This window comes from Reyranella sp. (genome assembly GCF_965228225.1).
Classification (GTDB): domain Bacteria; phylum Pseudomonadota; class Alphaproteobacteria; order Reyranellales; family Reyranellaceae; genus Reyranella.
This window is the reverse complement of record NZ_OZ245801.1, coordinates 5,327,360-5,351,383: the sequence shown is the minus strand read 5'-3', so window position 1 is coordinate 5,351,383 and position 24,024 is coordinate 5,327,360. Positions and strand designations below refer to the sequence as shown.

Genomic DNA, 24,024 nt, shown 5'->3' with positions numbered 1-24,024 from the left:
CTTGATTCCATCATTCCATGGATCTATGGATAATTGGATCAACAGCAAGGGATCCCATGCTCAAAGCGGCCGGCGGCCGGCACTTGGAAGAAGCAGCTCGCATGTTCGACGCCCTCTCGGACGTTGCGCGCCTGCGGACCCTGATGCTGCTCGCCGACAACAGCCTCAGCGTCTCGCAAATTGCCGCCGCTGAGGAAGAGAAGATCACCACTGTTTCGGCGCGCCTGCAGGTCCTGCATGCCGCCCGGCTGATCGATCGTCAGCGCGAGGGCAAGAGCGTCATCTACCGGATCGCCGACGATCACGTTCTCACGCTCGTCCGCAACGCCATCGCCCATGCCGCCGAGAGGCACTGAGTTTTTCACGAAAGGATGAATGTCATGTCCAGCCACGACCACAAGATCCATGCCGAGCATCCGCACGCGCATGGCCCGGCCTGCGGCCACACCGCCATCAAGCACGGCGATCACCTCGACTACCTGCACGATGGCCATCTCCATCATCCGCACGGCGATCACGTCGACGAGCATACGATCGAAATAAGCGCCCACAATCCGGGGGCCTGCACGCCCGACCATGCCTGCGGCGCCCACGACAAGAACCACAAGCACGGCCCGGGCTGCGGCCACGAAGCGGTGCCGCATGGCGACCATGTCGACTACCTGGTCGACGGGCACCTGCATCACCCCCACGGCACTCACTGCGACAACCACGGGCCCGTGGAGATCGTCCAGAAGGCCGCGTAACGGCGGACTGACGAAGGGGCGGGAGGCAACTCCCGCCCTTTTTGTTTGCCCACCATTCCGCAGCTTGACCATTGGAAATGTTATACTGTACCAATTCCAAGAGACCACCGCAGACGCCCCTGGTCCGCAGGGGACTCCCGAGAGGCATACATGGATCAGGTCCCCGTCACCGTGCTGACCGGATATCTCGGCGCCGGAAAGACGACCCTCCTCAACCGCCTGCTGACCGAGCAGCACGGCCGGAAGTTTGCCGTCATCGTCAACGAATTCGGGGAGCTCGGCATCGACAACGATCTCGTGGTCGATGCCGAGGAAGAAGTCTTCGAGATGAACAATGGCTGTATCTGCTGCACCGTCCGCGGCGATCTGATCCGCATCATCGACGGGCTGATGAAGCGCAAGGGCCGCTTCGATGCGATCCTGATCGAGACCACCGGGCTGGCCGACCCGGCGCCCGTGGCCCAGACCTTCTTCGTCGACGAGGACGTGCGCAGCCGGACCCGGCTCGATTCCATCATCACCGTCGTCGATGCGAAGAACTTTCTGCAGCGCCTGGAAGACAGTCATGAAGCCGCCGAGCAGGTCGCGTTCGCCGACATCGTTCTGCTGAACAAGATCGATCTCGTTCCGGCCGAGGAGGCGGCCCGTGTCGAGGCCCGCATCCGCGCGATCAACCCGATGGCCCGCCTGCACCGGACCGATCATTGCGCCCTGCCGATCACCGAGCTGCTCGATCGCGGCGCCTTCGACCTCGACCGCATCCTCGAGATCGAGCCCGGCTTCCTCGGCGAGGACGATCACGAGCACGACGAGGCGATCACCAGCGTCTCGCTGCGGGCCTCCCGCCCCTTGGATCCGGACCGGTTCACGGCGTGGATCTCCGAACTGCTGCGCCTCCGCGGCGTCGACATCCTGCGCTGCAAGGGCATTCTCGACCTGAAGGGCAGCTCCAAACGCTATGTCTTCCAGGGCGTGCACATGCTGATGGACGCCACCACCGGCAGGCCCTGGAAGGATCACGAAACGCGCGATTCGCGATTCGTCCTGATAGGCCGGAACCTCGACGCGGCGGCCCTCAAGGCGGGATTCGAGTCGTGTCTGGCGCGGTGAACGTGCGGGTCGTCGAGAGTTCCGATGATGCCGTCCTGCATCGGATTGCCGAGCACGACGTCGCCCTCGCCATCTGGCATCGGCCTCAAACGGCGACGCTGGCGGCCTGGCTCGATTCCCTGCCGGCGGAGCGCCTGCCGGAGGGCCACTTCATCGGACCGGCCGCCTGCGTCCCGGCCCGGCTCGCCGCCCTCTGCGATCTCGTGGCGCTGGCCGACAGCCCCGAGCGCCGCGCGCTGATCGACGACATTGCCGGGCTTGCCCGCAGCTTCGCGAGGCGCACCGGCAGCCCCGACGTCGACCTGCGCTTGGAAGCGATCGCCCACGATGCCTGCTGGCGGTTCCATCGAGATCATGTCGGCTACCGTCTCAACGCAACCTATCGCGGTCCCGGCACGCAATGGCCGCCGCTCGAGCATGCTGCCCGCGCGCTGAAGGCCCAGCGCCGCTATCGCGGGCCGCTGAACGAATTCCCGCGCTTCGCGGCCGGTCTGTTCAAGGGCGTGGTGCGGGCCGGCACGGAAGCCATCGTGCACCGCTCCCCTCCGGTCGCCGGCAGCGGCCAAACGCGACTCTTCCTCTGCCTCAACGAGGTTCCCGACGATGAATAGGCTCCCCGTCACCGTGCTGTCCGGCTATCTCGGCGCCGGCAAGACGACCTTGCTCAACCATGTCCTCAACAACCGCGAGGGCCGCAAGGTCGCGGTGATCGTGAACGACATGAGCGAGATCAACATCGACGCCGCCCTGGTGCGCCAGGGTGGCGCCGAGTTGAGCCGCAGCGAGGAGAAGCTCGTCGAGATGTCGAATGGCTGCATCTGCTGCACCCTGCGCGAGGATCTTCTCGAGGAGGTCGAGCGGCTGGCCGGCGAGGGGCGCTTCGACTATCTGCTGATCGAATCGACCGGCATCTCCGAGCCGATGCCGGTGGCCGCCACCTTCGAATTCGAGGACGAGGCGGGCAAGAGCCTGTCGAAGGTCGCGCGCCTCGACACGATGGTGACGGTGGTCGACGCCCGGGCGTTCATCGAAGACTACAGCTCGGCCGACTTCCTGCATCAGCGCGGCCAGACCGCCGAGCCCGAGGATACGCGGACGGTCGTCGACCTGCTCGTCGAACAGGTCGAGTTCGCCGACGTCATCGTCGTGAACAAGGCCGATCTCGTCTCGCCCGAGGAGCTCGGCTTCCTGCAGACGATGCTGCGGCGCCTCAATGCCAAGGCCCGGATCGTCACCGGCGAGTTCGGCAAGGTGCCGCTCGACCAGATCATGGACACCGGCCTGTTCTCCTACGAGAAGGCGAGCCAGGCCCCCGGCTGGATGCAGGAAATGCGCGGCACCCATACGCCGGAGACCGAGACCTACGGTTTCTGGAGCTTCGTCTACAAGGCCCGCCGGCCGTTTCATCCCATGCGTCTCTACGCCCTGCTCAACGGCCGCTGGGACGGTGTGATCCGCTCCAAGGGCTTCTTCTGGCTGGCCTCGCGGATGAACTTCGCGGGCTCGCTCAGCCAGGCCGGCGGCATGCTGCGCCACGAAGCGGCGGGCGCCTGGTGGGCGGCAGTGAAGCGCGAGGATTGGCCCCAGGACTCGACCTGGCGCGCCACCATCCGCAATTCCTTCAAGAGCCCCTACGGCGACCGCCGGCAGGAGATCGTCTTCATCGGCACGAAGGGCATGGACCGCAAGGAACTCACGCGCCGTCTCGACGACTGCCTGTTGACCGAGGCCGAGATGAAGATGGGCCCCGCCATGTGGGGTCGGCTGCCCGACCCCTTCCCCGTCTGGAAAATGCCGGGGCACGAATGAGCCACCGACATCCATCGGCCACCGGCCGCGACGACGGCGCGGGGATGAGCCCGGAGGCCCGCATCGCCGAGGTCCATGCCGCCGACGTCGCCAAGGCGCGCACCTTTCTGAGGGACGCCATCGCCGCGGCGCGGGAGCAATGGCTTCCGGGCAATGCCATCGCCGACGCCCTGGTCCAGGAACTGATCGACCTCGGGTCGCGCGGCGCTCCGCCGGCCCGGACCTCGGCCTTTCTCCGCGGCGTCGCGCACCTGCTCGACGCGACGGCGGCCGCCCCCAAAGCGAACTGACGAGACGGCGCACCATGGCGATTCTGAGTTATCTCACCACCACGCATTTCGACTTCGGGGCCATCCGCATCCTGCCGAAGGAACTTGAACGCCTCGGCATGCACCGGCCGCTGATCGCCACCGACCGGGGCGTCCGTGCCGCCGGCCTGCTCGATACCCTGCTCGCCGCCATTCCGGGCGCGCAGGACATTCCCGTGTTCGACGACACGCCCGGCAATCCCACTGAAGCGGCGGCGCTCGCGGCCTTCGACCTCTATCGGTCGAACGAGTGCGACGGCGTCATCGGCTTGGGCGGCGGATCGTCCATGGACCTCGGCAAGGCCGTCGCCCTGCTGGCCGGCAGCGGCGGCTCCCTCGAGCGCTACGATCCGCTGACGGGCGGAGCCCGCCGGATCGAGCGGGTCGCGCCGGTCATCGCCATTCCCACGACATCGGGCACCGGCAGCGAAGTATCTGTCGGCTTCGTGATCGTCATGAAGGACGGCCGCAAGCTCACCTTCGCGAGCCCGAAGATGATCCCCAGCGTGGCGATCTGCGATCCCGAGCTGACGCTTGGCCTGCCGCCCGCGCTCACCGCGGCGACCGGCATGGATGCGGTGACCCATTGCATCGAGGCCATCCTGTCGCCGGTGGTGAATCCGCCGGCCGAAGGGATCGGGTACGACGGGCTGCGACGGGCCTGGCGGCACATCGAGAGGGCCGTGCACGACGGCGGCGACCGCGAGGCCCGTTGGAACATGATGATGGCCTCGACCGAGGGGGCGATGGCCTTCGTGAAGGGACTGGGACCCGTCCACTCGATGAGCCATGCCGCCGGCCGCCTGCCCGGCCTCAGGCTGCACCACGGCACGCTGAATGCCGTGATCCTGCCGACGATCCTTCGCTTCAACGCCGGCACGGCGCCCGACAAGTACGAGCGGATGGCCGAAGCCATGGGCCTCCCCGCCGGCGCCGATCTGGCCGAGGCGGTGCTGGCGCGCAACGCGAGCATCGGTCTGCCCGGCGGACTGCGCGCGATGGGCGTCACCGAGGAGATGATCCCCGACCTCGTGCCGCACGCCGTGGCCGACCTCTCGAGCCGCACCACCCCGAAGACCGTCGACGCCGAAGTCTATCGCGACCTCTTTCACGCCGCCCTCTAGGCCCGACGTCTCGCAACTCCGGGTACAAGCGTCATGAGAACCAGGACCCTGGCCGCCGTCCAGTCGCCTTTCTTCTGGCTCGGCCTTTCTTTGCTGGCAGCCCTGGGTTTTGCCCTCGTCTCCTCCGACGGGCTGGCATGGCTCGCCCGCGAATCGGCGGCCTACCAGAGACACATCCAGCACCAGCTCTCGACGTCTCTTCAGGACGTCGGCAGCGGAGCGGGATCGGCGGCAGCGCTATGGATCCTGCTGTCGCTCTGCTTCAGCTATGGGGTCGTGCACACGCTGGGTCCGGGGCACGGCAAGGCGGTGATCGTCGCCTATTTCCTCGATGGCACGGAGCCCCGGCGCTGGATCGAGGGCCTCTTCGCCGGCGCCTGGATCGCCATCACCCACACCCTCTCGGCCCTCCTGCTGGCGACCGGCCTGAAGCTCATGAGCGTCGTGGGGCTGTTCGGCGCCCTCGCGCACGCGCGACTGGTCGAGATCGCCTCGTATCTCCTGATTCTCGCCGTCGGACTATGGCGGCTGCGGGCCGGGTTGCGAGGCGACGTCGCTGCCTGCAACCACGACCACGGCGGGCACGGGCATGAGCACGGGCATCACCATGGGCACGCCCATGGCACGCATGAGCATCATCACGATCATGCGCCGCCCGCGCCTCACCGGGTCGATGCGAGGTCAGCCGGATTCCTCCGTCGCCGCTCCGGCCTGATGCTGCTGAGCGCTGCGGGCGCCGCGCCCTGCGCCGGTGCGCTGATCCTGGTGCTGCTGTCGCTGGCGCTCGACGTTCTCTGGGCCGGTATCGTCGGCGTGATCGCCATCGCGGCAGGCATGGCCCTGGCGCTCGCCGCCATCGGCATGGCCTCCATGCTCGCCCACCGGCTCATCGTCGGCGAGGATCGGTCGGCTGCCTTCGGCCGGGCGATCGCCGTCGCCTCGTCGCTGGTGGTGATCGCCACCGCGAGCGTGCTGCTGCTGGGGGCCGTCGCCCGTCAGTTGGGATGGAACTGACCGGGCGGTCGACGCGAGGGGGTGCGACTCCGGCTTCGATTGTTTCGGTTATTTCGGTTGTTTCGTTTATCCGCCCGGCCTCCGACTCCTTCAACGGCCTGCTAGAGCCGGGTCGGGTTCGGTGCATCGCCGTAGACGTCGACCGGATCGAACACTTTCGCGGCCTCTTCCTGGCGCAGGGCGATCGGCCGCCCCGCCTCGCCCGGTTCCAGCGAGATCGATCGGTAGAAGCAGGAGCGGTAGCCGACGTGGCAGCTCGCCCCCGAGCCGCGGACCCGAACGCGCAGCCAGACCGCGTCCTGATCGTCGTCGATGCGCAGGTCGACGACCTCCTGGACGAGGCCGCTCGTCGCGCCCTTCTTCCAGAGACACTGCCGGCTGCGGCTCCAGTAGTGGGCCTCTCGGGTGTCGACCGTCCGCAGCAGCGCCTCGGCGTCCATCGCAGCCACCATCAGTACCTCGCCTGAGTGGGCATCGGTGGTGACGACGGGAATCAACCCGTCACGGTCGAACTTTGGGGCGAGGACCAGGCCTTCCTCGACCTGCTCGACGGACAGGCGCCTCGCGAGACGGGCAGGCTGCGGCATCGGGGACTCCTCGCATGCGGATGATCGTACGGCGACCTTGACGGAAGAGAGTCATGAAGGCAACGTTATAACGTTCCTAAGTAAGATGCATGACGCATCAGGCGAGGCCGAAGATCATGGTTCAGTCTCCTCCATCGGCGCCACCCGAGACGACCGTGCAAGTGGATCGGGCCCTCGAGAGTGCCCAGACAGCTTGCGATCAGATGGGACTTCGGCTCACGCCCCTGCGGGCGGCCGTCCTGCGCATCATCGCCCGGTCCAACCGCCCCCTGGGAGCCTACGCGCTGCTCGTGCTGCTCCAGGAAGAAGTCGGCAGAAAGCACACGCCGCCGACGATCTACCGGGCGCTCGAGTTCCTCCTGGAGATCGGCGCGATCCTGCGCGTCGAGAGCCGGAACGCCTATATCCTGCGCGATCGTCCCGGGTCTCCCGTGCTCTTTCTCTGCGACACCTGCGACAGCTCGGTGGCGGTCGAAAGCCCCGGCCTCGCCGACCTGATCGAAAGCAACGCGGCCACCCTCAAGTTCCATATTGCGAGGCCGGTCATCGAGTGCAGCGGCACCTGCGACCGGTGTGCCGAGGCCACGGCCGATGCGGCAAGACGAGGTCATCCCGATGAGCGATAGGCGAGGCAGTCCCGGCGGCCCGCTCGTGCCAGTGTCCCTGCTGACCGGGTTTCTCGGCAGCGGCAAGACGACGGTCCTCAACAAGCTTCTGTCCCGGGCCGAGTTCGCGCGCACCGTCGTCGTGATCAACGAGTTCGGCGAGATCGGCCTCGATCACGAACTGGTCGAGAGTTCCACCGAGGACATGGTCCTGCTGAAGAGCGGATGCCTGTGCTGCACCATTCGCGGCGACCTGGTCGACACGTTGCGCGGCCTGACCGCCCGCAAGCTGGGCGGAACCATCGCGCCGTTCGACCGGGTGCTGATCGAGACGACGGGGCTCGCCGATCCGGCGCCGATCCTGCACACGCTGATGTCCGACCTCGCCCTCAACTCGGCCTACCGTCTGGATGGCGTGATCACGACCGTCGATGCCGCGACCGGCGACGCCACCCTCGACCGGCAGATCGAGTCCGTGAAACAGGCGGCCGTCGCCGATCGCCTGCTGCTGACCAAGACCGACCTGGTCCCGCCGGCGCAATCGATGGCGCTGTCCCAGCGACTGCGCCGCCTGAACCCGGCGGCCCCGATCATCGTCAGCCGGCAGGGCGAGGTCGACCCTGCGAGCCTCCTCGATGCCGGATTGTACAATCCGGAAACCAAGAGCCTGGACGTGCAGCGCTGGCTGAAGGCTGAAGCCTATACGCCCGACGGACATGACCATAACCATGAGCACGGGCACGGGCACGGGCACGGGCACGACATCAACCGGCACGACGAGCACATCAAGGCCGTCTGCCTGACGGTCGAAGAGCCCATTCCGGCCTCGGCCTTCGACACCTGGCTGGGCCTTCTCCTGGCGATGAAGGGCCCGGACATCCTGCGGGTGAAGGGCATCGTAAACATCGAGGGCTTCGACGGTCCCCTCGTCATCCACGGCGTTCAGCACGTCTTTCACCCGCCGCTGCAGATGAAGAAATGGCCGGGCAACGACCGGCGCACGCGCATCGTGTTCATCACCCGAGACCTCGACGAATCGGCCCTGCGCGACACGCTGAGGATGTTCGCTCCCGCGTGAGTCGGGGAGAGGCGCCTCCCCGTCCTCATCGACGGTCTTGAGCGTCAGACCTTCTCCAGGCCGCACCATTCGGCGATGAACAGCGCCGTCGACTGGGTGATCTTGCGGATCGACTCGATGTTCACCCGCTCGTCGAAGCCGTGGACGTCGTCGGACTGCGGCCCGTAGACTAGGGCCGGCAGGCCGGCATAGAGGCCGAAGAAGCGGGCATCGGTCGTGCCGGTGGTGCGGCGATCGTCGAGCTCGGCGCCGAACACCGTCTTGTGCGCATCGGCCAGGACATCGCGCACATGCTCGTGGTTCTTGAGCACGTAGGGCTCGGCCTGGAAGCCTTCCCAGCTCACGGTCGGCAGGTTGTTTCCGAGGAAGGGATCGTTGGCCGCGGCCTGGCGGATCGTGTCCTCGACCTCCTGCCGGCACTCCTTGAGCGTCTGGGTCGGCAACACGCCCACACGCATGTCGAAGGTGCACCAGGACGGGACCGAGCTCGCCCAGTCGCCGCCGGCGATCTTGCCGACGTTGAAGTTCACCGGATGGTGATGGTCGCAGTAATGCTTGTCGTGGGCCTTCAGCGCGTTCCACTTCTTCTCGAGTTCGCGCAGCTGCTGGATCAGACGGAACGCCGATTCGATCGCGTTCGAGCCGGCATCGGCCTTGTAGACATGGACCGGGTGGCCGGTGACCTTGACCTGGAACCACATGACGCCGACCTGCGCCACCGTGAGCGTGCAGCCCGACGGTTCGGGGATCAGCGCGGCATCGGCACGATAGCCGCGCTGCAGACAGGCGAGCGCGCCGTTGCCGGTGCACTCCTCCTCGACCACCGACTGCTGATAGACGTCGGCCGCCGGCATGTAGCCCAGCGCCCGCAGGGCCCGCAGCGCGAAGACGTTGAGGATCAGCCCGGCCTTCATGTCGCCTGAGCCGCGGCCGTACATCCAGCCGTCCTTGACGTAGGCGTCGTAGGGATTGCGGGTCCACATCTCGTGCGGTCCCTCGGGCACCACGTCGATATGGCCGTTGAGGATCAGCGACCGGCCCTTGGGGTTCGACGGCCGCCAGGCGCCGACGACGTTCCACGCATCGTCGTAATCCAGCGAATGCGGCGAGTAGCCCGGCAGGTGCTTGAGGTCGTCGATCTTGACCTGCCAGCGATCGATGCCGAGCCCGTCCTCCTTGAACAGGCGCGCCATCATGTCCTGCGCCGGGGCTTCCTGGAATCGGGTCGAGGGAATCCGGACCAGGTCGGCCAGTACGTTCGTCTGATCGTCGAAGCGGCGATCGACTTCGTCCATGATTTTGGACTTGAGCGATGAATCGAGCATGCGCGGACTTTGGCGCAGCCCCGGTACGCCGTCTATAGTTTCGGCGGAGGAAACAAAATGTACCCGGGCAAAAACGCGACGACGCAGGCGTCCCATCCTGCGGTGATCATGGCCGGCAGCGGCGAGACCGTGACCTATGGCGAGCTGGAAGCACGCAGCAACCGGCTGGCGCACCTGCTGCGCGCCCAGGGCGTGAAGCGGCTCGACCATTATTCGATCTTCATGGAGAACAACGCGCGCTACGTGGAGTGCTGTACCGCCGGCGAGCGCACCGGCACCTACTACACGTGCGTGAATTCGTTCCTGACGGCCGACGAGCTTGCCTACATCCTGAACAACAGCGCCTCGAAAGTGCTCATCACCTCCCAGGCCAAGCGGGACGTGGCCCTCGCGGCCCTGCCGCACTGCCCGGGGATCGCGCTCTGCATCGTCGTCGACGGCCCCGGCGGCGGATCGGCCGGCAGCGCGAAGATCGTCAATCTCGCGGAGGCGACGACCGGCCTGCCCGCGACGCCGATCGCCGACGAATCGCTCGGGACCGCGATGCTCTACTCGTCCGGCACCACGGGACGGCCGAAGGGGATCGTACGGCCGCTGGCCGAGCAGCCGCCGTCGCAGCTCCTGCCGATCTTCTCCTTCCTGCTGAAGCTCTGGCAGTACCGCGAAGGCATGATCTACCTCTCGCCGGCGCCGCTCTACCATTCGGCGCCCCAGGCGGCGGTGAACCTCACGATCCGCCTGGGCGGCACCGTGATCGTCATGGAGCGCTTCGACCCCGAGCATTACCTGCAGCTCATCGAAAAGTACCGCGTCACCCACAGCCAGCTCGTGCCGACGATGTTCTCGCGAATGCTGAAGCTGCCAGAGCAGACGCGGAAGCAGTACGACCTGGGTTCGCTGGAGATCGCCATCCATGCGGCGGCGCCCTGCCCGGTCCAGGTGAAGGAACAGATGATCGCCTGGTGGGGCCCGATCATCCATGAATATTACGGCGCCACCGAGGGGCTGGGCTTCACCGCCTGCAGCTCGCAGGAATGGCTGGCGCACAAGGGCACGGTGGGACGCGTCCTGCTGGGCGAACTGCACGTGCTCGACGATGACATGAAGCCGCTGCCCGCCGGCACGGCCGGGACCCTGTGGTTCAAGACCGCGACGCCGTTCGAGTATTTCAACGACCCCGCCAAGACACGCGAGGCGCGCTCCGAGGACGGCACGATGAGCACGGTGGGCGACGTCGGCTATGTCGATGCCGACGGCTACCTCCACCTGACCGACCGCGCGACCTTCATGATCATTTCCGGCGGCGTGAACATCTACCCGCAGGAATGCGAGAACCTGCTGATCACCCATCCCAAGGTGGCCGACGCGGCGGTGTTCGGCGTCCCCAACGCCGATCTCGGCGAGGAGGTGAAGGCGGTCGTCCAGCTCATGCCCGGCGTGCCGAAGACGGGCGCCACCGCCGAGGAGCTGATCGCCTTCTGCGGCCAGCATCTCGCCCGGCAGAAGGTGCCGCGCTCCGTCGATTTCGAGGACGAGCTGCCGCGCCTGCCGACCGGCAAGCTCTACAAGCGCCTGCTGCGCGACCGTTACTGGGGCGACAAGAAGAGCCGCATCGTGTGACTCATCCGCGCGACCGTCGCTGCGAACGCGACAGCATCGCCGCGGGAATCAGGGCCAGCAGCGCCACCACGCCCACGACGATGAACGTATCGGAGAACGCCATCATCTGCGCGTTGCTTTGCAACATCGTGGCCAGGTATTCGAGGGCGCCCGCCTTTTGCTGCTGAAGGGGCAGGCCGCTCTTCTGCATCAGATGCTCGACCTGGGTCAGCATGCGGTCGGTCGTGCGGTTGCCCCAGTCCTGCGTCGCCGTCAGCGCATCGGCATGGAAGCGGGTCCTGATCTCGAAGAAGGCGACCATCCCGTTGATGCCGAAGGCGCCGCCCAGCTGGCGCATGAAGTTGGCGATGCCCGAGCCCTGGCGCACCTTGTCGGCCGGCAGCGCCTTCAGCGACGAGGCGTTGAGGCTGGGATTGATGAAGCCCAGCCCCAGCCGCGACAGCATCACCATGCAGACCAGCGTCCAGAAGGTCGTGTCGATGTCGGCGGTCGTCATCCAGGCGAAGCCGGCGGCGAACAGCACCAGCCCGCCGATGATCATGGTCGAGGCCGGCATGGCGTCCGACAGCCGCCCGGCCAGCGGGAAGATGAAGGCCAGCATGATGCCGGCCGGCATCATCATCAGCCCGGCCACCAGCGGCGTGAAACCGATGATGGTCTGCACGAAGACCGGGATGATGTAGGTCGAGCCCATCATGCCGGCGCCGAAGATGAAGGCAATGAGGGCAGCAGCGGCGAACTCGACATTGCCGAAGATGCGCACGTCGAGCAGCGCCCGCGGCGTATAGAGTTCCCAGCAGACGAAGGCGACCGTGGCCACGGCGCCGAGCACCAGCCGGAACACGATGGCGTCGGAACTCCAGCCCTCGCGCTGGCCGTCGGCGATGCCGGTCATCAGGCCCAGCAGCGCGGTGCAGAGCAGCGCGAAGCCCAGCCAGTCGAAGGGCGGGATGACCTTCGGGATCGGCCGGGTCGGCATGAACACCATGCCGAGGACCGCCGCGACAACGCAGAACGGCAGCGAGATGAAGAAGACGTAGCGCCAGGAGAAGTATTCGATCATCAGACCGCCGAGGGTCGGACCGATCGCCGGCGCGAAGACGACGCCCAGCCCGAACACGCCCATCGCCATGCCGCGACGTTCCGGCGGGAAGACGGTGAAGATCGTGGCCATGACCAGCGGCTGCGCGACGCCGGCGCTGAAGCCCTGCAGCACGCGGGCGAAGATCAGCGCGTCCTCGGTCGGCGCCGAGCCGCCCATCAGCGCGCCCACCGAGAAGAAGAACAGCGCGCCCACGAAGGTGCGGCGCTCGCCCAGGATGCCGCTCAGCCAGGCGTTGATCAGCATGCCGGCCGTCATCGTCGCCATGTAGGCCGACGACATCCACTGCGCCTTGTCCTGGCCGATGCCGAAGGCGCCCATGACGTCGGGCACCGCCACGTTCACCGTGGTCATGGCCAGCACCATCGACACGACGCCCATCATGCCGGTGACGGTGACCAGCCAACGGTAGGAAGGCCCGTAGCGCTCGGTCAGCGCCGCGGCGGTCTGCAGGGGGACGCTGGCGGCGGTCATGATGCGGCTACAGCATTGTCGTTGCCCATGCTTCGAGACGCTCGCTCTGCTCGCTCCTCAGCATGAGGTGTTGTTCGTATCGACACCAAAGACCTCATCCTGAGGAGGCCGCGGTGCGGCCGTCTCGAAGGATGGGCAACAACATGATCGCCTGCTCCGCCCTACCGAATGTCAATTTCGACTTCGACCATCATGCCGGGCGTGAGCGGCTTCGGCATCTGGACGATGTCGATCTTCACCGGCACGCGCTGCGTGATCTTGGTGAAATTGCCCGACGGATTGGGCGTCGGCAGCAGCGCGAAGCGCGCGGTGGTGGCGCTGCCGATGCGACCCACGCGGCCGACGAAGGTTTCGCTGGGATAGGCGTCGACCGAGACGCGGACGGTCTGGCCGATCTTGAGCTTGCCGACCTGCGTCTCCTTGATGTTGGCCTCGACCCAGACCTCGTCCGGATTGTGCAGCAGCAGGATGCGCTGGCCTGCCGCCACGTATTCCCCCGGCAGGGTGAAGGTGCGGTCGATGACGGCCGGAATCGGGCTCTTGATCGTGCGGTCCTCGACATCGACCTGCTGCTGGCGCATCTGCGCCGCCAGCACCGCGACCTGATGGGTCAGCGCCTCGATCTGGGCATCGATCACACCCAGCCTGTCGTGCCCGACCCGGGCCTCGCCGAGACTGCCCTCGGCCTGCTCGTGCTCGGCCTGGAGCTGCAGGATCTGGATTTCGAGCTTCGTGACCGCCGCCTGCGCCACCTGGAGCTGCCGCTCGTTGACGACCTTGCTGGCGAACAGCGTCCGGCTGCGATCGAGTTCGAGCCTGGCGAAATCGAGGTCGGCCTGCAGTGCGGCCAGCGCCTTCTCGCGGACCATGATGGTCGAGGTGCGCGTACGCATCGCGGCATCGGCCTGGTTCTGGTCGAGCTTGCGTTCGGCGCGCAGCCGCGCCCGCTCGACCCGGACGCCGTCGATCTGCGCGCGCAGCCCATCGACGCGCAGCTTGGCCGCTCGGTCGTCGATCTTCACGAGGGTCTGCCCCGCCTCGACGCGCTGGCCCTCGCGCACCGCGAGGTCGACGATCCAGCCCTCGGCACGGCTCGACACCGTCACGATGTCGGCGGTCACCCGGGCGTCGTATTCATAGACGTGGGTGAGCCGAAGATGGAGCTCGCGGCCGCCATAGGCGACCGCCGCGAGCAGCAGGAGGCCAATGACGATCGAGCGGGGCCGCATCAGGACGCGCATGATGCCGGATGTCCGGCTCACGCGCACCGGAGGCGCGACGCCGACAGCCGGCGATACAGGCGATGTGTTGAGGGCGGGCGGCGGCACCGACTGATCCACGACTTATCCTGCCGCTCTCAAACGGGTTTTCGCGCTGCTGTCATGAAAAAAGAATAAGGCCGAAACAATTGGCGGGCCAACGATCTTCACGCCGGAGCCTCGCCAAGCTGCAACGCGCGCACTGCATGACGCCCCGCCCGTTCCGCATACGGGCTCGCCGCTCTTGCAAAAACAGACGGTCGGGTCGACGCTGATCGTGCAAGCCCGTCGGACACCTCTCGCAGAGCAAAAATTCAACCCAGGAGCCGTCGCATGCCCGATGCTTCCCACGCGCCCGCACCTCGTCCGCTCGATGTCGCCCCCCTCGATGTCGCGATCGTCGGCGGCGGATTGGCCGGCCTCTACGCCATCCATCGCCTGCGCAAGCTCGGCCTCAAGGTCCGTGCCTATGAGGCGGGCTCCGGAATCGGCGGCACCTGGTTCTGGAACCGCTATCCCGGCGCGCGCTGCGACGTCGAAAGCCTGGAGTATTCCTACAGCTTTTCAGACGAACTGCAGCAGGAATGGAAGTGGCCGGAACGCTACGGCACACAGCCCGAGATCCTGAAGTACATCAACCATGTCGCCGACCGCTTCGACCTGCGCCGCGACGTCCAGCTCGACACGCGGATCAAGGCCGCCACCTACGACAGGGCGTCCAACGAATGGACGCTGCGCACCGACAAGGGAGAGGTGGTCCGCGCGCGCTATTGCATCATGGCGTCGGGCAATCTCTCGACGCCGCGCGTGCCCGACTTCAAGGGCATCGGCAGCTTCAAGGGCAAGTGGTACCATTCGGGACTGTGGCCGCATGAGGGTGTCGACTTCACCGGGCTGCGGGTCGGCGTCATCGGCACGGGCTCCTCGGGCGTGCAGATGATCCCGTTGATCGCCCAGCAGGCCAGGCACCTGCACGTCTTCCAGCGCACCGCCAACTTCAGCCTGCCGGCGCGCAACGCGCCGATGGAGGAAGAGCGCGAGAGCCGCCACAAGGCCGACTATCCGGCGCGCCGGCGCGCCGCCTACGACACACCCTTCGCGATCGGCGGCTATCCGCGGCCGACCAGGTCGGCGCTCGAGGTCACCGAGGAGGAGCGTAACGCCGCCTACGAGGCCAAGTGGCAGGAAGGCGGCAGCATCAGCTACCTCTACACCTACACCGACCTGCTGGTGAACAAGGAGGCCAACGACACGGCCTCCGAGTTCGCCCGCAACAAGATTCGCGGCATCGTGAAGGACAAGGCGACGGCCGAGCTGCTGGCGCCGAAGGACCATCCGATCGGCACCAAGCGGCTCTGCCTCGATACGAACTATTACGAGACCTACAATCGCGACAACGTCGTGCTGGTCGACGTGCGCTCCGATCCGATCCAGGAGATCACCGAGAAGGGCGTGCGCACGGGCAAGGAAGAGTACGAGCTCGACGCCATCGTCTTCGCCACCGGCTTCGACGCCATGACCGGCGCGCTGCGCGAGATCGACATCCGCACCAGCGACGGCGCGGTGCTGGCCGACCATTGGGAGGGCGGCCCCCTCACCTATCTCGGCCTGATGGTTTCGGGCTTTCCCAACATGTTCGTCGTCACCGGCCCCGGCAGCCCCGGCGTGAAGACGCAGATGATCGCCTCGATCGAGCAGCATGTGGACTGGATCGCCGATGCGCTCGGCCATCTCGGCAAGCACCAGCTCGACCGCATCGAACCCTCGCCGCAGGCCGAGGCCGACTGGGTCGGGCACGTCAATGCGGTGGCCGACAGCACCCTCTATCCGCTGGCCAATTCCTGGTACGTCGGCGCCAACATCCCCGGCAAGCCGCGTGTGTTCATGCCCTATGTCGGTGGCTTCGACCGCTACAAGAAGCGCTGCGACGAGGTCACGGCCGGCGGCTACGAAGGCTTCACGCTCAGCCGCCACGAAGTCGTGGCGTGAGCGCCGCTTACGTCCACCACCGCATCGATGCCGCGCCGCGTCGCTGGCAGGCCGTGGCCGACCGGCTGGCGACCGACGGCGCTCGACGCATCGCGACGGCGGGCGGCCAGCTCTACGGCGCCTGGCGCAGCCAGATCGGCCGGCCGCGCGACGAGGTGCAGGCGATCAGCGTCTGGCCTCAGGGAATCACGGCCGCCGCCGCCGAACGCGCGCTGCTGGCGACGTCCGACGACATCCGCGTCGTGGCCAGCGAGATCCTGACGCCGACGCTTCGCCCGACTGACACGGTGCCGCCGACCCGCCAGGGCAACTACGCCTTCCGCTGGTTCGCCGTACCGGAACCGAACTGGCCCGAGTTCCTCGACCTCTGTGCCGCTGCCTGGCCCGGCTTCGAGGGCGCCTACGATTCGCAGGTGATCGGCCTCTGGCAGGCGACCGGCGCCCGCACCGGCACCGGCCCGGACGAGGTGACGGGCGCCGGCCTGCACGGGGGCGTGCGCAGCCTGCTCCTGACCCGCCGGCCCAACCTCGCGATGTGGGAGCGCTCCAAGCTGCCCGAGGGCGCGGCGGAAGCGGCGGTGCGCGACAAGCTCAGCCGCCGCTACGACCTCTGCGACTGGACCGTGGTGTCGACCGCGACGCTCCTGACCGCCGTCGACCGTGCGGACACCGCCCGCTGGACTTGAGCGGTCCTGACGCCTATCTCGACGCCGCCATGCCGACGCTGCGTTCCCTGGAAGCTCTCGAGAGCGAGGGCCTCCTGTCGCCCGATCCGCGGCTGCAGGAGGCCGCGCAGTCGATGGCGGTCGCCATCACGCCGGAGATGGTCGCGCTGATCGACCGTTCGCGCCTGGCCGACGATCCGATCGCCCGGCAGTTCGTGCCGAGCGGCGCCGAGGCCGAAATCGCCCCGGGCGAGCTGGCCGACCCGATCGGAGACGAGGCGCGGTCTCCCGTAAAGGGCATCGTCCATCGCTATCCCGACCGCGTGCTGCTGAAGCCGCTGCACGTCTGCCCGGTCTATTGCCGCTTCTGCTTCCGCCGCGAGAAAGTGGGCCCGGGCGGCGAGGCCCTGTCGGCCGAGGAGCTGGCGGCGGCGCTGGCCTATATCCGCAGCCGGCCGGCAATCTGGGAAGTGATCCTGACCGGCGGCGACCCGCTGATGCTGGCGCCGCGCCGCCTGGCCGAGCTGATGGCGGCGCTCGATGCGATCCCCCATGTGGCGATCGTGCGCCTGCACAGCCGCGTGCCGATCGTCGATCCCGAGCGGGTTACCGACGAGTTGGTGCGGGCGCTCAAGCCCGGCCGCGTCTCGGTCTGGCTGGCGGTTCATTGCAATCATGCCCGCGAGCTGGCGCCGGTGACCCGCGCCGCCCTGGCCCGGCTGGCCGATGCCGGCCTGCCGCTGATGGGCCAGACGGTCCTGCTGAAGGGCGTGAACGACACGGCCGAGACGCTGGAGCAGCTGATGCGCGCGCTGGTAACGGCCCGGGTGAAGCCTTACTACCTGCATCATCCGGACCTGGTGCGCGGCACCGGGCACTTCAGGGTGTCGATCGCGGAGGGGCAGGCGCTGATGAAGGCCCTGCGCGGCCGGCTCTCCGGACTAGCCCAGCCGACCTACGTGCTGGACGTGCCTGGCGGTCACGGAAAGGTCCCGGTCGGACCCTCCTATCTGGCCGACGATCCCGGCGCCCTGACGGTCGAGGACGTCTTTGGCGGGCAGCACCGCTACCCGTTCGACTGACCCTCCAGCCATTAGAATATTTCGGGAGCGCCCTAGCGGCGGCCGCTCGCGGTAAGCGCCGGGCGCACCGTCCGCGCCTGCGGCGCGGCCAGCTCCTCGACCAGCCATTCCTCGAAGGCCTTGGTCTTGGGACGGCTGACCGACGCGGGCGGGCAGACGAACCACCACGCCTTGCCGCTGTCGACGATCTGCTCGAACGGCTGGAACAGCCGCCCCACCGACAGCTCCTCGCGGAATAGTTGTGGCGGACCGACGGCCACACCCGCGCCTTCCATCGCCGCTTCCACCGCGATCATCGTCGAGTCGAAGGTGAGCACGCGCTTGGGCTTGAAGTCGCCGAGGCCGACGGCGCGCAACCAGATCGGCCATTCGGGATCGTGCGTCATGTCGATGAAGGGCACGCGCTTCAGGTCGTCGAACGTCTTCAGCTTGTCATGGTAGCGCTTGCCGCAGAGCGGCGTCAGCACGTCGCTGAACAGCCTCGTTGCATGCAGTTCGGGCTCCGGCTGCACGGTGAACCTGATCGCGCAGTCGACATCCTCGCGCGCGAAGTCGACGCGCTTCTGGCTGGTCGTCATGCGTACCTCGATCTCGGGATGCTTGGCCTGGAAGCGATGCAGGCGCGGCACCAGCCAGCCCAGCGCGAACGTCGTGACGAGGCTCACGTTCAGCGTGCCGGAGTTGGCCTTGCGGCCGACCCGCTCCAGCGCGTTGGTCATGCGGTCGAACGCGTCGCGCAGATCGGGCAGCAGCGCCTCGCCCTCGCTGGTGATCTCGAGGCCGCGTGGGCGGCGCACGAACAGCGCGACGCCGAGCCTCTCCTCGAGGGCCTTCACCTGGTGGCTGACGGCCGCCTGGGTGACGTGAAGCTCCTCGGCGGCGTGGGTGAAACTGGCGTGACGGGCAGCAGCCTCGAAGGCGCGCAGGGCATTGAGCGGTAGTTGCGAACGGCTCATCTAGGACACTCGATCATAGAAATTCTATGCCTCCCCCCAGCTTTCATCCTTTGCAAGTATCCACAGGATACAGCAAATACAGCCCAGAAACGAGGCGCAACTGCCGATCCCCGGCCTCATCGCCTCAAGCGGAGCTAAGTCATGTCGATCGTATCCAACGTGCGGGTCGCCCGCGCGGATGCCCCTTCCTTCTCGTTCGGCCGCGCCGTCGCGCTGCTGGCGGGCACGGTCGTGGTCGGGATCGAGAAAATCATGACCCGAGCCGAGCTTGCCCGTTCGCGACATCAGTTGGCCCAACTGGACGAGCGACTGCTGCGGGACATCGGCGTCGACCGGGCCACCGCCCGGTTCGAGGCGACCAAGCCTTTCTGGTCCTAGACCGGAATTGCCGGCGGGCGGCGGATAGAGCAAGTTCGGGTCGTGGTGCTTTGATGGCGCCATGACCCAACACTCTCTCGGCTTTCCCGCCGTGGCCCTCGCCACTTCCCTTCTTCCCGATCCTGATACCTGCTGGGACGCAGTCCAGCGGCGCGATCGCGCCTACAATGGCCGGTTCTGGTTCTCGGTCCGGACGACCGGGGTCTATTGCCTGCCGTCGTGCGCGGCCCGTCCGCCGTTGCGCCGCAACGTCGACTTCCACGCCTCGCCCGAGGCGGCGGAGGCGGCAGGTTTCCGTGCATGCAAGCGCTGCAAGCCCCGCGACTGGGTCTTGGGGAAAGGGGCCGACCTCGGCTTCAGCCGGCCGGTGGCGCAGGCCTGCGCGCTGTTCGACGCGGCCGATGCCGACACCCCGCCTTCATTGGCCGAGGTGGCGCGCAAGGTCGGCCTGTCGAGCGGTGCACTGGGCAAGCGTTTCCTGGCCGAACTGGGCGTCAATCCGCGCGACTGGCTGGTCGCCCGCAAGCGCGAGCGCTTCCGCAGCGCCCTTCGTGGCGGCGCCAGTGTGGCCGACGCGCTTTATGGCGCGGGCTACGGTTCGCCCAGTCGCGTCTACGAGAACAGCGACAAGGCGCTCGGCATGACGCCGGCCACCTATGCGCGGGGCGGCGCCGGCGCCCATATCGACTACACGATGGCCGACTCTGAGTATGGCCGCGTCCTGGTGGCCGCGACGCAGAAGGGAATCGCCGCCGTGTTCCTGGGCGACGACGACCGTTCGCTCGAGAAGAGCCTGAAGCAGGACTTCCCCGCCGCCGAGCTCCAGCGCAACGATGCCGGCCTCGGCCCGCGCGTGACAGCCGTGCTGTCGCGGCTCTACGGCCGCAAGCCCACGGCGCTGGATGCACCCGACGTGCCGCTCGACATCGTCGGCACGGCCTTCCAGTGGAAGGTCTGGAAGGCGCTGACCGAGATTCCGGCCGGCGAGACCCGCACCTATGGCGAGATCGCCCGCAGTATCGGCGAACCCAAGGCGGCGCGGGCCGTCGGCCGCGCCTGTGCGACCAACCAGGCCGCCCTGGTCATCCCGTGCCATCGCGCCGTGGGATCGAGCGGCGCGCTGACCGGCTATCGCTGGGGCGTGGCGCGCAAGGAACGGCTGCTGGCCGAGGAGCGCCGGCGCAGCAACAGGTAGAAGGCGCCCGAGCCGCCATGATGGGCGTGGGCGGCGCGCACCGCCCTCACCCGCTCGCGATTGTCGCCGCGATTGAGCCAGCCCACGAACTCGCCGCGGATGCGACCGTCGATCGTGCGGCCGCCCTCTTCGCGCAGGCCCTTGCCGGTCACGACCAGCACCACGCGCATGTCCTGCGCCGATACCCTGGCCAGGAAGGCGGTCACGGCCCGCTCGGCCGCCGCCAGCGTCATGCCGTGCAGGTCGATCGTCGCCTCCGGCACCAGCTTGCGCCGCGACAGGGCGCGCGAGACGTCGCGGTCGAACTGGCGGTCGTCGGGCGACAGGTCGGGACCGCTGGCCCGCCGGGGCGGCGGCCTCTCCCGCGGCGGCGCGGAGGGCACTTTGTCTGCCCGAGGCAACGGTGCCGGGGCAGGCAGCGCCGGCGCCCGCTTCTTCCGGTCGAGCGGCTTAACGCCGGCCATCGTTGCTGCGAACAATTCGACGTCCTTCACCATGGCATTTCGTCTAGCCTTGGCCGTGAGGCGGGTCTACACAGCCCGCCATGGCCATCGCGCCCCCCCTTCGGCCCAACGGCCCGCCCCAGCCCGATCCCGACCTCCAGACCGGCCTGCAGTATCTGCGCGCGGGCTGGTACGACCGTGCCGAGCCGCTGTTCAAGAGCGCGCGCGTCCGGTACGGCGACCGCCCCGACATTCTCCACTATCTCGCCGTCTGCCTGTCGCAGCGCGGCGCCGTGAAGGAAGCCGAGGGTCTGTGGCGCAAGGCCGTGGCGAAGGACCCGAACGAGCCGATGCTGGTCTACAATCTCGGCCTCGCCGCCCGTCGCCTCGGCAATCTCGACGAGGCGGCACGCCGTTTCCGCGACACGATCCGTCAGGCGCCCACCCATGTCGAGGCCCGGCTGGCGCTCGCGTCGGTCCATATGGACACCGGGCGCTTCGCCGCCGCCGAGCGCGAACTGTCGGAATTCGTGGCCAACATCGATCGCGCGATCCATGACCATGGCACGGAGGCGCTGAAGCCGCTGCAGGCGCGCGCCCGCAACATGCTGGGCTACGCCCTCTATCGCCTGGGCCGGCACTCCGCGGCGATCGAAGTGTTCGACATGGCCCTGCAGGACGCCGGCGACAATGCCGAGCGCCGCGGCCAGATCCTGGGCGACCGCGCGCTCTGCCTGGCGGCGCTCGGCCACTATGACGAAGCCATTGCCGAAGCCGGCCGGGCGCTCGAACTGGCGCCGGCCAGCGCCACGTTGAACCATGCGCTGGGCTACGTGCTCTATTTCAGCGGCCGCCCGAGCGATGCGATTCCGATGATCGAGAAGGCGCTCGAGCTCGATCCGACCTTCGGCCAGGGATATGCCACCCTGGCACTGGCCCGGGCGGCAGCGGGCCAGACCGAACAGGCCGCCGGCATCCTCGAGAAAGTCCTGGAACGCAATCCGTTCGACCAGGAGGCGATCCTGCAGCTCTCCAACCTGCACATCCAGGCCGGGCGCTTCGAGGAGGCCAGCCGGGTCCTGGAGCCCTATCTGAGAGCCGTGTCCGGCGATGCAAGGGCGATGAACAACCAGGGGCTGGCGCTGCTCGGCCTCAAGCGCTTCGACGATGCCCGGCGGATCCTGAAGAAGGCCGCGAAGGTTTCCCCCGACGAGCCCTTCGTGCAGACCAACTTCGGCCGCGCCCTGATGGGCCTGGGGCGGGCCGCCGAAGCGCGCTTGCACCATGAGCAGGCATTGCGCGCCCTGCCGGACGATTCGCGGTTGCTGGCCCACTATGGCATCTGCCTGGCGGCGCTGGGCGAGCTCGACAGGGCCCGCGAAACCCTCGACGCCGCCCTGGCAGCCGATCCGAACAACGAGGAAGCCCTGCTCGCGCGCGCCGGTCTCGACGCATGAGCAGCGGCGCCGATCGTCTGGCCGAGGTCACGGGCCACATCGCCGAGGCCGCGCTCGCTTCGGGTCGTTCACCGTCCGACGTCACTCTGGTCGCCGTCTCCAAGACCCATGGCGCGGACCGCGTTCGCGAACTGCTGGATGTCGGCCACCGCGTGTTCGGCGAGAACCGCGTCCAGGAAGCCGAGGGCAAGTTCCCCGAGCTCAAGGCGGCCTGGCCCGACCTCGAACTGCACCTGATCGGCCCGCTGCAGACCAACAAGGCGCGCGACGCCGTCGCCCTGTTCGATGTCATCCAGTCGGTCGACCGCGACCGCCTCGCCGCTGCGCTCGTCAAGGAGATGGAGAAGCTCGGCCGCCGGCCGGCCTGCTACATCCAGGTCAACACCGGCGAGGAGCCGCAGAAGGCCGGCATCCTTCCGAAGGATGTCGACGCCTTCGTCGCCCAGTGCCGCGACCAGTACAAGCTGCCGATCGTCGGCCTGATGTGCATCCCGCCGGTCGACGAAGAGCCGGCCCTTCACTTCGCGCTGCTGGCCAAGATGGCGGCCCGCAACGGCCTGGCCAAGCTGAGCATGGGCATGAGCGCCGACTACGAGACGGCGGTCCGCATGGGCGCCACCCACGTCCGCGTCGGCAGCGCCCTGTTCGGCTCCCGCCCGCCGCTGCAACCCGCGCCTTAGCGCCGGATCGAGCCCCGGATCAGGGCGCGATCTTCAGGTCCAGAATCAGCGGATGGTGGTCGCTGCCGATGTCCGGCCCGACGCGGCGACTGACGATCCCGATTCCGGCGCTGACGAGAGCGTGGTCGATGGGCAGCCCGATCCCGGTGTTTGCCAGCCGCCAGGTCGCAATGGAGGGCGTGGCGCGCGGACGCTCGGCGGGCAGGATGTTCGTATCCCACAATCCGCTTTGCGCGATCAGCCGGTCGAAGACCGGCGAGAACGGCGTGAGATTGAGATCGCCGACCAGAACGACGCGCTCGCCCGCGTCGACGTGCTGGCGCGCCACCGAAGCGGCATGGACGAGTTGGCGGTCGCGAGCGCCAGTCCAGGGCGGCAGGGGCGGCCAGGCATGCAGGCTGAGGAGCGTGAGACAACCCGATTCGACCGGGCACAGCCGCGCCACCATCAACGGCGCGTAGTCGCCCATCGTCAGGTCGAACTTGAGCGACTCCGGTGGTTTCGTGGCGAGCAGCATGACTCCGAACACGTTGGCGCGGGGAGGTGGCGACTGGAAGGGCAGCAAGCGCGCCACCTCGCGCAGGACGGCGTCGTGAATGGGGTCGAGTTCCGTCAACACCACGATATCGGGCTTTTCCGTCTCGATCAGACGCCGCAGGGCGACCAGATCGGTGTTCAGATGATGCAGGTTTGCCCAGATGAGGCGGACCATGGGGCCGCTCTGAGGCTGAAGATCGGTCGGCGGCAGGTGGATGTGGGGCCACACGACCGAAAAGCTCGCCGCGGCGACCAAAGACGACAGCCCGGCCGTCCACCCCTGGCGCAGGCTGAGCGCCACCAGGGCAAGGGCCGCGCCCGCCAGCAGGAAGTAGACATGGAAATGGGTCAGCAGTTCGAAGGCCCAGTGCCGCGTCGCCAGCCAGGACAGAGCCTCCATCAGCGAAAGACCGATGACGAGCATGGTCAGCGCCGGTCGCAGGACGTTTAATGCGCGTTGTTGCCACTTCATTGACTGCAC

Annotated in this window: 25 protein-coding genes; 18 read left to right on the top strand and 7 right to left on the bottom strand. The window is 67.6% G+C overall.

The window, feature by feature from the left end:
- Nucleotides 1–101 precede the first annotated feature (101 nt).
- From ACO07K_RS25930 to ACO07K_RS25895, 8 genes are all read left to right on the top strand, one after another.
- Nucleotides 102–356 (top strand): ArsR/SmtB family transcription factor, encoded by a 255-nt coding sequence (locus ACO07K_RS25930; protein ID WP_422033052.1) that lies wholly within the window; start codon nucleotides 102–104, stop codon nucleotides 354–356.
- Between the two features lie 24 nt (nucleotides 357–380).
- The gene (locus tag ACO07K_RS25925) at nucleotides 381–746 is read left to right on the top strand and encodes a hypothetical protein (protein ID WP_422033050.1); all 366 of its coding nucleotides are present in this window, start codon (nucleotides 381–383) and stop codon (nucleotides 744–746) included.
- 150 nt (nucleotides 747–896) lie between these two features.
- Nucleotides 897–1,856, top strand: coding sequence for a CobW family GTP-binding protein (locus ACO07K_RS25920; protein WP_422033048.1), 960 nt, complete (start codon nucleotides 897–899; stop codon nucleotides 1,854–1,856).
- The gene (locus tag ACO07K_RS25915) at nucleotides 1,841–2,467 is read left to right on the top strand and encodes a DUF1826 domain-containing protein (protein WP_422033046.1); all 627 of its coding nucleotides are present in this window, start codon (nucleotides 1,841–1,843) and stop codon (nucleotides 2,465–2,467) included. The genes ACO07K_RS25920 and ACO07K_RS25915 overlap by 16 nt, the downstream gene beginning before the upstream one ends.
- Nucleotides 2,460–3,665 (top strand): zinc metallochaperone GTPase ZigA, encoded by a 1,206-nt coding sequence (gene zigA, locus ACO07K_RS25910; RefSeq protein ID WP_422033044.1) that lies wholly within the window; start codon nucleotides 2,460–2,462, stop codon nucleotides 3,663–3,665. The genes ACO07K_RS25915 and zigA overlap by 8 nt, the downstream gene beginning before the upstream one ends.
- Complete coding sequence (locus ACO07K_RS25905) at nucleotides 3,662–3,955, top strand: hypothetical protein (protein ID WP_422033042.1); 294 nt, start codon at nucleotides 3,662–3,664, stop codon at nucleotides 3,953–3,955. The genes zigA and ACO07K_RS25905 overlap by 4 nt, the downstream gene beginning before the upstream one ends.
- Nucleotides 3,956–3,969: 14 nt before the next feature.
- Nucleotides 3,970–5,097, top strand: a complete 1,128-nt coding sequence (locus ACO07K_RS25900) for an iron-containing alcohol dehydrogenase (RefSeq protein ID WP_422033040.1) — start codon at nucleotides 3,970–3,972, stop codon at nucleotides 5,095–5,097.
- Between the two features lie 33 nt (nucleotides 5,098–5,130).
- Nucleotides 5,131–6,111: a hypothetical protein gene (locus ACO07K_RS25895; RefSeq protein ID WP_422033038.1), complete on the top strand. Its 981-nt coding sequence runs from the start codon at nucleotides 5,131–5,133 to the stop codon at nucleotides 6,109–6,111.
- A gap of 101 nt (nucleotides 6,112–6,212) precedes the next feature.
- On the opposite strand, the gene hisI is transcribed toward ACO07K_RS25895, so the two are convergent.
- Entirely contained in the window at nucleotides 6,213–6,698 is a 486-nt protein-coding gene (gene hisI / locus ACO07K_RS25890; protein ID WP_422033036.1) for a phosphoribosyl-AMP cyclohydrolase, read from the bottom strand.
- Between the two features lie 203 nt (nucleotides 6,699–6,901).
- Between hisI and ACO07K_RS25885 the strand changes: the two genes are divergently transcribed.
- On the top strand, nucleotides 6,902–7,324 hold the full coding sequence (locus ACO07K_RS25885; protein ID WP_422033034.1) for a Fur family transcriptional regulator: 423 nt from the start codon (nucleotides 6,902–6,904) through the stop codon (nucleotides 7,322–7,324).
- Nucleotides 7,314–8,381 carry a CobW family GTP-binding protein gene (locus tag ACO07K_RS25880; protein WP_422033032.1) on the top strand — a complete coding sequence of 356 codons (1,068 nt, stop codon included), beginning with the start codon at nucleotides 7,314–7,316 and terminating at the stop codon, nucleotides 8,379–8,381. The genes ACO07K_RS25885 and ACO07K_RS25880 overlap by 11 nt, the downstream gene beginning before the upstream one ends.
- Before the next feature lie 44 nt (nucleotides 8,382–8,425).
- Here the strand turns inward: ACO07K_RS25880 and ACO07K_RS25875 are convergent, their stop codons facing one another.
- Nucleotides 8,426–9,706 carry an ArgE/DapE family deacylase gene (locus ACO07K_RS25875; RefSeq protein WP_422033029.1) on the bottom strand — a complete coding sequence of 427 codons (1,281 nt, stop codon included), beginning with the start codon at nucleotides 9,704–9,706 and terminating at the stop codon, nucleotides 8,426–8,428.
- A 57-nt stretch (nucleotides 9,707–9,763) separates the two neighbouring features.
- Between ACO07K_RS25875 and ACO07K_RS25870 the strand changes: the two genes are divergently transcribed.
- Entirely contained in the window at nucleotides 9,764–11,326 is a 1,563-nt protein-coding gene (locus ACO07K_RS25870; protein ID WP_422033026.1) for an AMP-binding protein, read from the top strand.
- A 1-nt stretch (nucleotide 11,327) separates the two neighbouring features.
- Here the strand turns inward: ACO07K_RS25870 and ACO07K_RS25865 are convergent, their stop codons facing one another.
- Both ACO07K_RS25865 and ACO07K_RS25860 read right to left on the bottom strand, forming a co-directional pair.
- Nucleotides 11,328–12,902 (bottom strand): DHA2 family efflux MFS transporter permease subunit, encoded by a 1,575-nt coding sequence (locus tag ACO07K_RS25865; RefSeq protein WP_422033024.1) that lies wholly within the window; start codon nucleotides 12,900–12,902, stop codon nucleotides 11,328–11,330.
- A 161-nt stretch (nucleotides 12,903–13,063) separates the two neighbouring features.
- Nucleotides 13,064–14,242, bottom strand: a complete 1,179-nt coding sequence (locus ACO07K_RS25860; protein ID WP_422033022.1) for an HlyD family secretion protein — start codon at nucleotides 14,240–14,242, stop codon at nucleotides 13,064–13,066.
- Nucleotides 14,243–14,494: 252 nt separating this feature from the next.
- Between ACO07K_RS25860 and ACO07K_RS25855 the strand changes: the two genes are divergently transcribed.
- From ACO07K_RS25855 to ACO07K_RS25845, 3 genes are read left to right on the top strand one after another with little or no spacing between them, the layout of a single operon-like run.
- The gene (locus ACO07K_RS25855) at nucleotides 14,495–16,150 is read left to right on the top strand and encodes a flavin-containing monooxygenase (RefSeq protein ID WP_422033020.1); all 1,656 of its coding nucleotides are present in this window, start codon (nucleotides 14,495–14,497) and stop codon (nucleotides 16,148–16,150) included.
- Nucleotides 16,147–16,836, top strand: a complete 690-nt coding sequence (locus tag ACO07K_RS25850; protein ID WP_422033018.1) for a hypothetical protein — start codon at nucleotides 16,147–16,149, stop codon at nucleotides 16,834–16,836. Before ACO07K_RS25855 ends, ACO07K_RS25850 begins: the two co-directional genes overlap by 4 nt.
- A 29-nt stretch (nucleotides 16,837–16,865) precedes the next feature.
- The gene (locus ACO07K_RS25845; RefSeq protein WP_422036708.1) at nucleotides 16,866–17,897 is read left to right on the top strand and encodes a lysine-2,3-aminomutase-like protein; all 1,032 of its coding nucleotides are present in this window, start codon (nucleotides 16,866–16,868) and stop codon (nucleotides 17,895–17,897) included.
- A 32-nt stretch (nucleotides 17,898–17,929) separates the two neighbouring features.
- On the opposite strand, the gene gcvA is transcribed toward ACO07K_RS25845, so the two are convergent.
- Nucleotides 17,930–18,853 (bottom strand): transcriptional regulator GcvA, encoded by a 924-nt coding sequence (gene gcvA / locus ACO07K_RS25840; protein WP_422033016.1) that lies wholly within the window; start codon nucleotides 18,851–18,853, stop codon nucleotides 17,930–17,932.
- 141 nt (nucleotides 18,854–18,994) lie between these two features.
- Here gcvA and ACO07K_RS25835 point away from each other — a divergent pair, with 141 nt between their 5' ends.
- Both ACO07K_RS25835 and ada read left to right on the top strand, forming a co-directional pair.
- On the top strand, nucleotides 18,995–19,231 hold the full coding sequence (locus ACO07K_RS25835; RefSeq protein WP_422033014.1) for a DUF1127 domain-containing protein: 237 nt from the start codon (nucleotides 18,995–18,997) through the stop codon (nucleotides 19,229–19,231).
- A gap of 61 nt (nucleotides 19,232–19,292) precedes the next feature.
- Nucleotides 19,293–20,426, top strand: a complete 1,134-nt coding sequence (ada, locus tag ACO07K_RS25830; protein ID WP_422033012.1) for a bifunctional DNA-binding transcriptional regulator/O6-methylguanine-DNA methyltransferase Ada — start codon at nucleotides 19,293–19,295, stop codon at nucleotides 20,424–20,426.
- On the opposite strand, the gene ACO07K_RS25825 is transcribed toward ada, so the two are convergent.
- The gene (locus ACO07K_RS25825) at nucleotides 20,360–20,923 is read right to left on the bottom strand and encodes a Smr/MutS family protein (RefSeq protein ID WP_422033010.1); all 564 of its coding nucleotides are present in this window, start codon (nucleotides 20,921–20,923) and stop codon (nucleotides 20,360–20,362) included. The two genes, ada and ACO07K_RS25825, sit on opposite strands and share 67 nt — an antisense overlap.
- A gap of 47 nt (nucleotides 20,924–20,970) precedes the next feature.
- On the opposite strand from ACO07K_RS25825, the gene ACO07K_RS25820 reads away from it, so the two are divergent.
- On the top strand, nucleotides 20,971–22,326 hold the full coding sequence (locus ACO07K_RS25820) for a tetratricopeptide repeat protein (protein WP_422033008.1): 1,356 nt from the start codon (nucleotides 20,971–20,973) through the stop codon (nucleotides 22,324–22,326).
- Entirely contained in the window at nucleotides 22,323–23,006 is a 684-nt protein-coding gene (locus ACO07K_RS25815) for a YggS family pyridoxal phosphate-dependent enzyme (RefSeq protein WP_422033006.1), read from the top strand. Before ACO07K_RS25820 ends, ACO07K_RS25815 begins: the two co-directional genes overlap by 4 nt.
- A gap of 19 nt (nucleotides 23,007–23,025) precedes the next feature.
- On the opposite strand, the gene ACO07K_RS25810 is transcribed toward ACO07K_RS25815, so the two are convergent.
- Nucleotides 23,026–24,015 (bottom strand): endonuclease/exonuclease/phosphatase family protein, encoded by a 990-nt coding sequence (locus ACO07K_RS25810; RefSeq protein ID WP_422033004.1) that lies wholly within the window; start codon nucleotides 24,013–24,015, stop codon nucleotides 23,026–23,028.
- Nucleotides 24,016–24,024 lie beyond the last annotated feature (9 nt).